Here is a 13113-nt window from a genome sequence, read left to right as displayed (position 1 = left end):
GCATTCGGACGCATCGCGCGTGCCACGGCTCCCGGGACGTGTCCGCTGCGAGGAGTTCCCGGCTCCGCGCATCCGGACGCACCGCGCGTACTACGGCAGCCCGGACATGTCCGCTGCGAGGAGTTCCCGGCTTCGCGCATCCGGACGCATCGCGCGTACCACGGCTTCCCGGGCATGTCTGCTGTGCGAAGTTCCCGGCTCCGCGCACACGGGCGCCGCATCGTGCGCACCACAGCTTCCCCGGGCTTGTCCGCCGCGCGAAGTTCTCCGGCTTCGCCCGTACAGGAGCCGCATCGCGCACACCGACGGCTCTCCCCGGATATGTCCGCTGCGCGAACATATCCGAAATTTCGGTTATGTCGGGGAGGGTGCGAGCGGGCGCGGGCCAACCGGCGCCAGTGGCCGGTTCGCGTCAGCTGCAGACGCTCACCGGCAGACCCTGCACCGGCACCCCGTCAGCTGCAGGCGCTTGCCGGCAGGCCCTGCACCGGCACCGGGGAGCGGCCCGGGGCCTTCGCCTTGCCGACCAGGACGTCGGCGAGGGCCAGCATCGACGCCTGCGTCGAGGAGTAGGTCGCGACCAGGGTCCCCTTCGCCGAGCGCAGCACGTACGGGGTGTCCACCGCCACCGTCACCGCCGCCGACGAGGACAGGTCGGAGGTGCCCTTGCCGTACCCGAGCAGCCGGACCTCCGAGCCGCCCTGCTTCACCACGGTCGCGCCCGCCGCGGTCAGCGCCGCCTCCAGCCAGCCGCGGGCCGTCTCGCTGCCGGCGCTGGTGACCCGGACCGGTCCGGTGACGAGCGCACCCGTACAGGGGCCGCGCAGGACCGTGACGGCCGCGGCGGCGCTCGCCCGGGCCGCCGCCTTGCCGGCGTCGCCGTCGACGACGGACGCCTCGGGGCGCGGCACCGCGGCGAGCCGGAACTTGAGCGTCAGGATGCGGGTCGCGGCCTCGGTGAGGCGCTGCTTCGTGATCCGGCCGGAGCGCACCGCGTCGAGGAGGCCCTTGTACGCCTCCGTCAGCTTCGGCGGCATCAGCAGGATGTCGTTGCCGGCCAGGACGGCCCGTACCGCGGCCTCGCCCGGCCCCCACTGCTCAGCGGGCTCCATGTTCAGCGCATCGGTGACCACGACCCCGGTGTAGCCGAGTCTCGTCCGCAGCAGGTCGATGAGCACCTTGCTGGAGAAGGACGCCGGTACACCCGGATCCACCGACTTGACGTCCAGGTGTCCCGACATGACGAGCCCGACGTCGGCCTGCGCCGCGGCCACGAACGGCGGCAGGTCACCGGACTCCAGCGCCCCGGCGCTCTGGCCGAGGACGGGCAGGCTGCTGTGACTGTCGACGGTGGTGTGGCCGTGCCCCGGGAAGTGCTTCACCGTCGCGGCGACACCCGCCGCCTGCAGGCCCTTGACCGCGGCGGACACCTGGGCGGCGACGAGCTTCGGGTCGCTGCCGAACGACCTGGACCCGATCACCCCGCCCGGCTGCGTGCCGAGCACGTCGGCGTCGGGGGCGAAGTCGAGGTTGATCCCGATGGCGGCGAGCTCGGTGCCCGCGGCCTTCCACGCGGCCTCCGTCAGCGCCGGGTCGCCGCCCGCGCCGAGGGCGAGGGCGCTGGGCAGCTGCACCATGCCCTCGCGGATGCGGGTGACCTGGCCGTACTCCTGATCCGTGCCGATGAGCAGCGGGATCTTCGCGGGCAGGCTGAGCGCGGCGGCCTGCAGGCCGGCGGTGAGCTTCGTGACCTGCGCCGGCGACTCGACGTTGGTGGTCTTGTTGGTGCCGGCGGTCGGGTCGTCGGCGCTGCTGGACACCAGGATGATCCCGCCGAGGTGGTACTTCTTGACGATCTCCGCCGGGGTCGCGGCGCCCGCGTACGCCTTGTTGGCCGACACCGAGCCGGACGACACCTTGTCGGCGTTGTTGCCGTACGCGTACGGCATCAGCAGCTGCCCGACCAGCTCCTCGTCGGACAGCTTGGCCACCAGGTCCGCGGCCTGCTTCGCCGGGTCGCCGCCGGGCTTGACCGCCGAGTCCTGCGCCGTGGCGGACGGCGCCGGCGAGCCCGGTTTCCCGTCGGAGCACCCGCTCACTAGGACGGCGACGGCCGTCACGGGCACGAGCAGGCGGGACATGGATTCCAGACGCGGCACCGTGCCACTCAACCATGCACGTGCAACTCACGCTGTCTGCATCTTCACCCGACCCGGGTTGTTCTTCAGATCACCCGGGTCCCGTCTCGGCTCGCCGCTCTCGGCTCGCCGCTCGCCGCGTCGCTCAGGTCGCCGCCGCTCGGCGCGCCGTGGTTCGCTCGGCGCGCCGTGGTTCGCTCGGCGCGCCGTGGTTCGCTCAGCGCGCCGTGGTTCGCTCAGCGCGCCGGGCCTCGATCAGCCGACGCGGGTGAGCAGCGTCATGGGGACGCCGTCGGCCGCGTGCCGGTAGGGCTCCAGCTCCGCGTCCCACGGGCCGCCGAGGGCCTTCTCCATGGCGTGGGCGAGCGTCTCGTACCCCCGAGACGTCGCGATCAGGCTGCGGAGGCGGTCCTCGGACAGGACGATGTCGCCGTTGGCACTCGTGGAGCCGTGGAACAGCCCGCGCCCCGGCACGTGCATGAACCGCTCGCCGTCGACGCCGTTGCTCGGCTCCTCCGTCACCTCGAAACGGATCATGGGCCACTGCCGCAGGGCAGCCGCCAGCTCGCCCCCGGTGCCGGACATGCCGGACCAAGAGCACTGCGCCCGGCGAGCCGACGGCTCGACAGGCTGCGGCGTCCACTCGAGTCTGACCGGCGCTCCGAGGACGCGTGCGATCGCCCACTCGACGTGTGACGACACGGCGAGCGGTGACGAGTGGACATATATGACGCCACGCGTGGGCACGTACAACCTCCCGGAGACCGAGGTGCGTCTTCCCCTACGACCTCGAACCCGGCACGGTCTGCCCTGTAGCTATGTGCTTGTGGGACTCATGATGACGATGATGCTCTCGGTGCGCCAGAGAATCGGCAACTCGGGTCCTACGAAATGTCCAACGGGTGGAGCCTCCACCAGGTAACTCACTTTTTTGGGCCGGACCCGGCGGGTGTTACAGTTTTGCTGTCTTCCTGGGCAGCAGTCTGCGATCTTCGCGGTTCGCGGCCCCTTGGGTAGTACAGCACGACCTTCCGTAGTTACAGCCTCGACAAGGAGTTCCCGCCGTGGCGACCAACACCTCAAAGACCGCGCGGGCCTCAGTCCGCGCAGGCCAGGGCGCAGCCGGTGCGCTGAGCGTGCTGGGTGAGTTCAAGTACCTCATCCCGCTCAACGGCGGCAAGCACGTCTACGTGCGCAACCTGACCAACGGCAAGACCAACCGCCTGGCGACCTCGTCCGACGCGTTCATCGAGGAGATCCGCGTGCTGGCCGGCGCCGGCCACGCGACCAAGGTGCGCGTCGAGCTGCAGGCCCTCAACACCGCCCACCCCGGCCACGGCTGGGACGCGACCGAGCAGCGCCTCGTCGACGCGGGCGTGTTCGAAGCCGCCTGATCGCTTCCTCCGCACAGCTCTTCCACACGGCCGCCGCCCGGGTCCCGGGCGGCGGCCGTGTCACTCCATCACTCCTGAAATGCTCCCGAAGATCGCCGGGGTAGTTCGACGTACTTCCGGGTAACAATGGTTCATGGGTACCGTCGTCTCATCCCCCAGTGTGAGGCTCCCGGACGGCGCCCGCCTGCACAGCGTGCTGCACACGCCTGACCCCGCTCCGGCGGCGCACGGTGCGGCACGGACCCCGGTCACGGTGGTCCTCCTGCACGGCTGGACGCTCGACAACCGCCTCTGGCGGCAGCAGATCGCCGATCTCCCGGCCCGCCTCGCCACGTTCACGACGAGGCCCGTCCAGCTGCTCGCCTTCGACCTGCGCGGCCACGGCCGCTCCTCCGCGACCTCCGGCACCGACGCGACCCTCGAACAGCTCGGCGACGACCTGGCCGAGGTCGTGACCCAGCTGGTGCCCGAAGGCCCCGTCGTCCTCGTCGGCCACTCCCTCGGCGGCATGGCGATCATGGAGTACGCCCAACGCCACGCCAAGGCCTTCGCCGCCCGCGTCGTCGGCGTGGTCCTCATCTCGACGTCCGCGGAGGGCTCGTCCCGCACCAGCTACGGCCTGAGCCCCCGCCTCGCCCGCGTCATGCGGATCCTCGAGATCCAGGGCGCCGGCCTGCTCGCCCGCTCCGGCGCCTGGCGCCCCCACCGCCGCCTGATGCCCCTGCTGTCCCCCGGCGTCCGCTGGCTCGTCTTCGGCGACCGCGTCGACACGTCCTGGGTGGCCCTGACCGCCTCGATGGTCGGCAACGCCCCCCTGTGCGCGATCGGCGGCTTCCGCCCCTCGGTCGACCTCCACCACCGCGTGGAGACCCTGGCCGCGATGCGCGGCCTGCCGGTCGCGGTCCTGGTCGGCACCCTGGACCGGCTGACACCCCCCGCCTGCGCCGAGACGATCACGCGCGAACTCCCCGACGCCGAGCTGATCACCTGCGACGACGCCGGCCACATGCTGCCCATCGAACGCCCCGACGCCGTCACCGACGCCATCGCCGACGTGATCCGCCGCGCCGCGAACACCATCCGCATGGCCCGCCACCGCCCCCGTGCCGCAACCCCACCCCCCAAGCCCGTCAAGCTCCCACCAACCGCAAACCCCACGCACACAACCGTCAAGGTCACACCCACCGCAACCCCGGCGCGCAGCACCGTCAAGGTCACGCCTACTGCAACTTCTGCCCGCAAGACCGTCAAGGTCACACCCACCCCGACCCCGGCCCCCAAGACCGTCAAGGTCACACCTGCCGCAACTTCTGCCCGCAAGACCGCCGCGGCCACGCCCACCGCACCCTCGGCCCGCAAACCCGTCAAGGTCACGCCCACCGCACCCACAGCGCGCAAGACCGTCGAGGTCACGGCTGTCGCAACCTCAGCGGTGACGGCCGTCAAGGTCACGCCTGCCACAACCGTCGACGTCACGAGCGGCACGACCACGGCCGCGGAGCCGGCCGCCCCCGCGCCGACCGCAACCACACCCGCCGCGAAGACGACCTCCGCCCCTCTACCGTCCACTCCCGCACCCGCCGAGCCCCCGCCGTCCCCTCCCGCAGCCACCGAGCCCCCGCCGTCCCCTCCCACGGCCACCGAGACCGGCACCGGCGACCACGAGACCAGCGCGACGGCGGTTTGACGACCGACCCGGAGGCAGCGCGACGGCGGCCCGGCGGCACAGGCAAGGCTCAACGACGGCGCCGGCAAAGCACATCGATGGCGCGGCAGCGGCGCACAACGACGGCGCGGGCAAGGCACATCGATGGCGCAGCAGCAGCTGCGCGGACGCGTGCACCGCCGCAGCGACGCCGACCCGGACGCCGTCGCAAGCGACGCGGACCCATGCACCGCCGCAGCCGACCACGCACCGCCGCCGCAGCGACCCGTACACCGCAGCGACGCGGACCCATGTAACGCCGGTCGCCGTCGACGTCGACGTGGCCTTCACCGCCCACGGCCGACCCATCCACCGCCGAAGCCCCGTGCACCGCGACAGCGATGCGCACGAGCCCGTGCGACACCCCGGTGCTGCGACACCCCGATGGTGCGACGCCCCGGTGCCGCGGGCCCGTGCGCGGGGGCGAGCGGCGCTGCAGCAAAGGCCACGTCGACGGCGAAGGCGACCGGCGTTGACGCGAGGTCCGCTCCGAGGAGTGCCTGGAGTTCGACCCCGGCGGCGCGACCGGCTCATCCGACCGTAGCACAGCCGAACAAATTTCTTGTCGGCGCAGCACCCACAGTACCCCCGCCGTCACAGGGCCGGTCAGTGGGTCAGTGGGGTGGGGTGACGGCCACGCCGTCCAGGGTTTGTACGAAGGCAGGGCCCAGTGCGGTCGCCGGGGTGTGTGTGCCTGGGGGGATGCCGCCGGCGAGGACCGCCTGGACGGCGCGGAGGGAGGCGTCGGCGGTCAGGGCGTAGGCGTTGGGGCCGGTCAAGGTCGCGGTGAGGGTGGCGCCGGACGCGTCTGTCACTTCGCCCCAGACCTCGCAGCCGGTTGTCGCGCGGCGGGTCTCGGAGGGGCCGCCGGCGGGGATCAGGGCTCGGGCGACCGCGCGCAGCGGGGCGAGCCGGAGCAGCCGCACGAGCGGCGACGCGGCGTTGCGGGGCAGCCGCATGTACACGGTGATGTCGGGCACGCCGGTCGAGTGGTAGGCGGTCACGAGGTCGCCCCAGCGGGTGGCGCCGACGGGGCGTGGGCCTGACGGGAAGGGGACGGTGCGGGAGGGGGTGCCGAACGGGGTCTCGACGAGGCGGCCGTCCACCCGGCGGCGGGCGCCGGACGCGGCCTCGGCGAGGCTGGTGCGGGCGGTGCCGCGGCTGAGGCCGCCCGGGGCGTCGAAGGCGAGCTCCAGCCGCACGGCGCCGGGCATGGCGGCGGTGAGCATCGCGGCGAGGCAGTCGGTGGGGACGACGTCGAAGCCGGCGCCCGTGAGCAGGACCACGCCGGCGGCCGCGGCGCGGGGTGACTGGGCGAGCATCCAGTCGAAGACGTCGAGCTCGCCGGTGATGTCGAGGTAGTGCACGCCGGCGGCGAGGCAGGCCTCGACGAGGGGGCGGGCGGTGGCGGCGAACGGGCCGGCGCAGTTGACGACCGCGCTGACGCCGGACAGGTCGGGTGCGGTGAGCGGGAACGACCGGTGCGGCAGGCCGAGCGGCTCCGCGATGCCGGCCACGGCGGTGGAGCGGCCGGCAAGCACGGGGCGCTCGCCGCGGGCGGCCGCGAGCCGGGCAAGTAGTGACCCACTGTAACCGTTGGCGCCGTACACCATCCATGTCACGGTCGCCACCGTATGAGAAGGTGGAGGCCGCGGCAAAGGTGGAGCCACAGCGAACGCACAGCACGAAGGCGCGACAATAGCCAGCGGGGCGACCGCGGGGAGGCGACTGTGCATCACATCGAGACATGGATGGCGACGCTGTCGCCGATCTGGGTCTACCTGCTGGTCGGCGGCGTGATCGGGATCGAGAGCATGGGGATCCCGGTGCCGGGCGAGATCACGCTCGTCACGGCGTCGTTGCTGTCCGTCACGACGAAGATCGACCCGTGGATGGTGGCCGGGTCGGCGTCGGCGGGGGCGATCATCGGTGACTCGATCGGCTACTTCATCGGCCGGCGGGGCGGGCGGCACCTGCTCGAGCGGGTCGGCCGGCGGTTCCCGAAGCATTTCGGGCCCACGCACCTGGCGAAGGCCGAGCGGGCGTTCCAGCGGTGGGGCGTGTGGGCGGTGTTCTTCGGCCGGTTCATCGCGCTGCTGCGCATCCTCGCCGGTCCGCTGGCCGGTGCGCTGCGGGTGCCGTATGGCAAGTTTCTCGTCGCCAATGCGCTGGGTGGTCTGACCTGGGCGTTCGGCACGGTGTTCGCGATCTACTCGGTGGGCCGGGTGGCGGAGAAGTGGCTGAAGGACTTCTCCTGGATCGCGCTCGCGGTCGCGGTCGTCGCCGGTCTCGCCACGACGTGGTACCTGCGCCGCAAGGCAGCCGCGGAGGCCCGGGCCCTGCGCGAGGAAGCCGAGAAGACCCCCGCCACCGCCCCGTAAAGCGCGAGAAGCCCCCCAAGCAGCCCCCGCGACCGCTCCGCCGGAGCGGCGGCGCAGTAGGCTCGTAGGGTTGTTTTTAACCCGGTGCATAGGGGTGGGGCGTTGAACGACGCGGTTCGCGAGTCGGAGATCGCCGCCGAGCAGGCTTACCTTGACCGGGTCTACACCCGCCTCGACCAGCTGCGGATCAGTGCGGCCGAGGTCGAGCGCGAGGGTTACAGCCTCGCCAGGGTCGGCAACTTCGGCGCGCTGGTGGAGCGCGACGCGATGGTGTATCACGCCGCGAAGCGCCGCCGCGCCCTGGAGAGCGAGCACGACGGTCTCGTCTTCGGCCGCCTGGACCTCGGCCCGGACGGCCGGTCCGGCGACGGCAAGGACGCCGCGTCCGCGGACCCGGTCGTGCCCGGCGGTGAGGTGCGTTACATCGGCCGGTTGGGGCTGCGCGACGAGACGTACGAGTCGCTCGTGGTCGACTGGCGGGCACCCGCGGCGGCGCCGTTCTACCGGGCCACCCCCGCCGACCGGATGGGGGTCGTGCGGCGGCGCAGCATCCGCAGCAGCAATGAGAAGGTCGTCAGCATCGAGGACGACCTGCTGGATCCGGAGGCGGCGCCGAGCGACATGGCGGTGATCGGCGACGGGGCGCTGCTGGCGAACCTGTCGCGCGCGACGGGCACCGGCATGAAGGACATCGTCGCGACGATCCAGCGGGAGCAGGACGACGCGATCCGCTCCCCCAGCCTGGGTGTGACGATCGTCCGTGGCGGGCCCGGCACGGGCAAGACGGCGGTCGCCCTGCACCGCGCCGCGTACCTGCTGTATGCGGACCGTAACCGGTACGAGTCGGGCGGGGTGCTCGTCGTCGGCCCGTCGGACGTGTTCGTCGGGTACGTGTCGCGGGTGCTGCCGTCGCTCGGTGAGGACACCGCGTCGCTGCGGTCGCTGGGGCAGCTGCTCGAGGGGGTCCAGGGCACCCGGCACGAGCCGCCGGAGGTGGCCGCGATCAAGGGTTCGCTGCGCATGCAGCGGGTGCTGAGCCGTGCCGCCCGCGGCCCGGTGCCGGACTCGCCCGATCGGATTCGGCTGTTGTACCGCGGGGAGCTGCTGGTCCTGGAGCGTCCGGCGCTCGACGAGCTGCGTCGCACGGTGCTGAACCTGGGGGTGCGCCGCAACGCCGCGCGGGCGAAGGCGGCCGGGCACGTGCTCGACGCGTTGTGGCGGCAGAGCGTGGAGCTGCTGCCGTCGGGCCGGCAGCAGAAGCGGGAGGAGTTCGCGCCGGACATCGCGGAGCGGCCCGAGTTCGTAACGTTCATGCGGGGCTGGTGGCCGGTGCTGCGGCCGGCGGAGGTGCTCGGCTGGCTCACGGACCGTCACCGGTTGTCGCGGTGGGCGAACGGGGTGTTGAGCAACCGGGAGATCGCTGTCCTCGCCGGGTCGATCCGGCCTGACGACCCGTCGGTGGAGGACGTGGCGCTGCTGGACGAGCTGCAGGAGCTGCTCGGCGATCCGCCGGTGCGCAAGCGGGTGGCGCGGGATCCGTTCCATGTCGCGGAGGGGGTCCGGGAGGTCACCACGTACGCGGACCGGATGGCGGCGGCGCGGGCGCAGGCGGTGGAGCGTCCGGCGGACTACCGCGACTACGCGCACATCATCGTCGACGAGTCGCAGGACGTGTCGCCGATGCAGTGGCGGATGATCGGCCGGCGCGGGCCGAACGCGACGTGGACGATCGTCGGCGACCCGGCGCAGGCGGCGTGGGACGACGCGGCGGAGGCGGAGCGTGCGATGGACGGCGCGATCGGCACCCGGCGCCGGTCGGCGTTCACGCTGACCACGAACTACCGCAACTCGGCGGAGATCTTCGAGGTGGCGGCGCGGGTCATCCGCAAGGCGCAGCCGGACATCGAGCTGCCGACGGCAGTGCGCTCCTCGAACGAGAAGCCCGTACTGACGACCGTGACGGCACCGGAGCTGGAGGCGGCGACCAGGGCGGCCGCCCAGACGCTCCTGGACCAGGTCGAGGGCACGGTCGGGGTGATCACGCCGACGGCCCGCCGCGACGAGGTCGCCAAGTGGGTCGCGGGGTTGGACGAGCGGCTGCAGACGGTGGGTGCGCTGGACTCGAAGGGCATGGAGTACGACGCGGTCCTGGTGGTCGAGCCGGCGCAGATCAGGGACGAGGCGAAGACCGGGTTCAGGACGCTCTACGTGGCGTTGTCCCGGGCCACCCAACGTTTGACCACGGTAGGAACCACACCCTTCTGAACATCGTTCGCACAGTTCTCTGTTCGAGTTTGTTGACTTCTGGTCGGCTAGGTTCGAAGCTGTAGCGCATGCGAGCGCACCTTGCCGCCCTTCAAGGGGGTGTCCACCCGGCCGTCAGTTTCGGCCGGGCCGCCGGGGTGCACACCGTCCCTGGCGACGTAACGTCTGCGTTGGAATCTGCGATGGGATTTGCCATCCGCGCAGCCGCGCCAGCCGCTGCGCCTGCGAAGGGAACGGCGTGATGCTCGCACAGCAACGTCAAACGGCCATTCTGGATCTGGTGCGCCGGCACGGTGGCGTTCGGGTGAGCCAGTTGGTGCGCCAGTTCGGCGTATCCGACATGACCATCCGCCGCGACCTCGAGGCACTGGCCGACCGCGGCCTGGTCGACAAGGTGCACGGCGGTGCCACCATCGCCGGCCCCGGATCCACCGAGGAGCCCGGCTTCGACGCCAAGTCGGTGCGTCAGCGCAACGAGAAGGCCGCGATCGTCGAGCGGGCCGCCAAGCTCATCGAACCCCACACGGCGGTGGCGCTGTCCGCCGGCACCACCACGGCGGCGCTCGCCGCGCACCTGGTCGATGTCCCGGGACTGACCATCGTCACGAACTCGATCCCGGTCGCCGACACCCTGTACCACGCCGGCAGGCCCGACCAGACGGTCGTGCTCACCGGCGGTATCCGCACCCCGTCCGACGCCCTCGCCGGCCCGGTCGCCGAGGCGGCGATCGGCTCCCTCAACGTCGACGTGCTGTTCCTCGGTGTGCACGGCATGAGCCCGCGCACCGGTTTCACCACGCCGAACCTCATGGAGGCCGGCACCAACCGCCTGATGGTCTCCGCCGCCCGCAGGCTGGTCGTGCTCGCCGACCACACCAAGTGGGAGATGGTCGGCATCGCCACCATCACCCCGCTCGACGAGGCGGACATCCTCATCACCGACGTCGGGCTTCCCGCCGAGGCACGGGTGCAGCTCGCTGAGCGCGTCGGTGAACTCATCGTGGTCGATCCGAACGGTTAGCCACCCCAACTGGAGAACGAGTGAAGCGCACGGTCACCCACCTCGCCGACGGTCGGGAACTCATCTACTTCGACGAACGCGACGACGCGTCCAGGGACGCCGTCGACCTGCGGGAGCTGCCGCCCCCGCCCGCCGCGTCAGAGATGCGTCACGACCCCATCCTCGATGAGTGGGTGGCCATCGCCGCGCACCGGCAGTCCAGGACGTTCCATCCGCCGTCGGACGAGTGCCCGCTGTGCCCGTCGTCGCCGGCGTGGCAGAGCGAGATCCCGGCGAGCGAGTACGACGTGGTCGTGTTCGAGAACCGGTTCCCGTCGTTCAGCCACCGGGTCGGGCCGGAGCAGGGCGACATCCTGCCGGGGCTGGTGCCGACCCGGCCGGGCGCGGGCCGTTGCGAGGTCGTGTGCTTCACCTCCGACCACAACGCGTCGTTCGCGTCGCTGTCGCAGGCCCGGGTCCGCACCGTGATGGAGGCGTGGGCGGACCGCACCGCCGACCTGTCGACCCGCGACGACGTCGAGCAGGTCTTCTGCTTCGAGAACCGGGGCACCGAGATCGGCGTGACACTGCCGCACCCGCACGGGCAGATCTACGCGTACCCGTTCGTCACGCCGCGCACCCGCCGGATGCTGGAGTCGGCGCGGGCGCACGAGGGCAACCTGTTCGCCGACGTGCTGGCGGCCGAGCGCGCCGACGGGTCGCGGGTCGTCGCGCAGAACATGCACTGGACGGCGTTCGTGCCGGCGGTCGCGCGGTGGCCGTTCGAGGTCCACCTGTACCCGCACCGGCAGGTCCCCGACATCCCGGCGCTGACCCCGTCGGAGCGCGACACGTTCGCCCCGATCTACCTGGAGGTGCTGCGGCGCCTCGACGGCATGTTCGGGCTGCAGATGCCGTACATCTCGGCGTGGCACCAGGCGCCGGTCCGGGTCGACCGGCACCTGGCCTACCTGCACCTGCAGCTGTTCAGCACCCGGCGGGCGCCGGGCAAGCTCAAGTACCTCGCCGGGTCCGAGTCCGGCATGGGTGTGTTCGTCAACGACGTGCGGCCGGAGCAGGCCGCCGCGATGCTGCGGGAGGTCCAGCTGTGACGACGGCCGCGGAACGCCTCGACGGACCCGCTCAGAGTCTCTGGGTGAGCCCGGGGCGGGTGAACCTCATCGGCGAGCACACCGACTACAACGACGGCTTCGTGCTGCCCTTCGCCCTCCCCCACGCGACCGCGGTGAGCGGCAGCCTCCTGCCGGAGCAGCGTTGGGAGGTCACGTCGGAGCAGACCGGCGAGACGGTGACCTTCGATCTGCAGCACAAGGTGGAAGGCTGGGCGTCCTACGTGGCGGCCGTCGTGTGGGCGCTGCGGGAGGCGGGGGTCGACGTGCCGGGCGCGCGCCTGAGCGTCGCCTCCGACGTGCCGTTCGGTGCGGGCCTGTCCTCGTCGGCGGCCCTGGAGTGCGCCGTCATGGCCGTGCTGGTGGACCTGGCCGGCGCGGACGTGCCGATGCGGGACCGGCCGCGGATCGCGCAGCGCGCCGAGAACGAGTACGTGGGCGCCCCGACCGGCATCATGGACCAGGCCGCGTCGACGCTGTGCCGGGAGGGTCACGCCCTGTTCCTGGACTGCCGGTCCCTGGCGACGGAGCAGGTGCCGTTCGACCTCGCCGGCGCCGGTCTGAAGATCCTGGTGGTGGACAGCAAGGCGCCGCACGCGCACGTCGACGGCGAGTACGCGGCCCGCCGCCGGGCGTGTGAGGAGGCGGCGGCGATCCTGGGGGTCACGGCGCTGCGCGACGTCGACGTCGACGGGCTGCCCGACGCCCTGGCGAAGCTCGACGACGAGACCATGCGCCGCCGGGTCCGGCACGTGGTGACGGAGAACCAGCGGGTCCTGGACACGGTCGACGTGCTGCGCGCCGGTGACCTGCGCGCGGCGGGTCCGCTGATGACGGCGTCGCACGAGTCGATGCGCGACGACTACGAGATCACGGTGCCGCAGGTCGACACCGCGGTGCGGGTGGCGCTCGAGCACGGCGCGCACGGCGCCCGGATGACCGGCGGCGGTTTCGGCGGCTGTGTCCTGGCGCTGGTCGACGAGGAGTGCTGCGACGCGGTGGAGACGGCGGTGCGGGAGGCGTTCGCCGCGAACGGTTTCACGCCTCCCGACACCTTCGTGGTGACGCCCGGTCAGGGCACCTACAGCCTCAGCGGGTGA

The 13113-nt window shown here is 72.1% G+C and carries 10 protein-coding genes; 7 read left to right on the top strand and 3 right to left on the bottom strand.

Annotated elements, in window-relative coordinates:
- Positions 1–455: 455 nt before the first annotated feature.
- Both AB0I21_RS03420 and AB0I21_RS03415 read right to left on the bottom strand, forming a co-directional pair.
- Positions 456–2141, bottom strand: a complete 1686-nt coding sequence (locus AB0I21_RS03420; RefSeq protein ID WP_360558957.1) for a glycoside hydrolase family 3 N-terminal domain-containing protein — start codon at positions 2139–2141, stop codon at positions 456–458.
- Between the two features lie 252 nt (positions 2142–2393).
- Positions 2394–2885: a DUF3145 domain-containing protein gene (locus AB0I21_RS03415; protein WP_344506148.1), complete on the bottom strand. Its 492-nt coding sequence runs from the start codon at positions 2883–2885 to the stop codon at positions 2394–2396.
- Positions 2886–3202: 317 nt separating this feature from the next.
- Between AB0I21_RS03415 and AB0I21_RS03410 the strand changes: the two genes are divergently transcribed.
- Entirely contained in the window at positions 3203–3532 is a 330-nt protein-coding gene (locus AB0I21_RS03410; RefSeq protein ID WP_360558722.1) for a hypothetical protein, read from the top strand.
- Positions 3533–3692: 160 nt separating this feature from the next.
- The gene (locus tag AB0I21_RS03405; protein ID WP_360558720.1) at positions 3693–5219 is read left to right on the top strand and encodes an alpha/beta hydrolase; all 1527 of its coding nucleotides are present in this window, start codon (positions 3693–3695) and stop codon (positions 5217–5219) included.
- A gap of 632 nt (positions 5220–5851) precedes the next feature.
- On the opposite strand, the gene AB0I21_RS03400 is transcribed toward AB0I21_RS03405, so the two are convergent.
- Positions 5852–6850, bottom strand: a complete 999-nt coding sequence (locus AB0I21_RS03400) for a saccharopine dehydrogenase NADP-binding domain-containing protein (RefSeq protein ID WP_360558955.1) — start codon at positions 6848–6850, stop codon at positions 5852–5854.
- A gap of 117 nt (positions 6851–6967) precedes the next feature.
- On the opposite strand from AB0I21_RS03400, the gene AB0I21_RS03395 reads away from it, so the two are divergent.
- The 5 genes from AB0I21_RS03395 to galK all read left to right on the top strand — a co-directional run bounded on the left by AB0I21_RS03395 (position 6968) and on the right by galK (position 13113).
- Positions 6968–7618, top strand: coding sequence for a DedA family protein (locus tag AB0I21_RS03395; RefSeq protein ID WP_360558718.1), 651 nt, complete (start codon positions 6968–6970; stop codon positions 7616–7618).
- Positions 7619–7720: 102 nt separating this feature from the next.
- Positions 7721–9883, top strand: coding sequence for an ATP-dependent DNA helicase (locus tag AB0I21_RS03390; protein WP_360558717.1), 2163 nt, complete (start codon positions 7721–7723; stop codon positions 9881–9883).
- 241 nt (positions 9884–10124) lie between these two features.
- Positions 10125–10904, top strand: coding sequence for a DeoR/GlpR family DNA-binding transcription regulator (locus AB0I21_RS03385; protein WP_033362424.1), 780 nt, complete (start codon positions 10125–10127; stop codon positions 10902–10904).
- Between the two features lie 20 nt (positions 10905–10924).
- On the top strand, positions 10925–11995 hold the full coding sequence (galT, locus tag AB0I21_RS03380) for a galactose-1-phosphate uridylyltransferase (protein WP_360558715.1): 1071 nt from the start codon (positions 10925–10927) through the stop codon (positions 11993–11995).
- Positions 11992–13113 carry a galactokinase gene (galK, locus tag AB0I21_RS03375; RefSeq protein WP_360558713.1) on the top strand — a complete coding sequence of 374 codons (1122 nt, stop codon included), beginning with the start codon at positions 11992–11994 and terminating at the stop codon, positions 13111–13113. Before galT ends, galK begins: the two co-directional genes overlap by 4 nt.

The sequence above is a fragment of the Dactylosporangium sp. NPDC050588 genome (assembly GCF_040654975.1).
Lineage (GTDB): Bacteria > Actinomycetota > Actinomycetes > Mycobacteriales > Micromonosporaceae > Dactylosporangium > Dactylosporangium maewongense.
The sequence above is the reverse complement of the archived record's forward strand: the minus strand, read 5'-3'. Positions and strand labels throughout refer to the sequence as shown.

Bases quoted from the DNA above. Each gene is read 5' to 3' on its own strand.
- AB0I21_RS03420 (WP_360558957.1), bottom strand. From the start codon at position 2,141: ATGTCCCGCCTGCTCGTGCCCGTGACGGCCGTCGCCGTCCTAGTGAGC.
- AB0I21_RS03400 (WP_360558955.1), bottom strand. From the start codon at position 6,850: ATGGTGTACGGCGCCAACGGTTACAGTGGGTCACTACTTGCCCGGCTC.
- AB0I21_RS03385 (WP_033362424.1), top strand. From the start codon at position 10,125: ATGCTCGCACAGCAACGTCAAACGGCCATTCTGGATCTGGTGCGCCGG.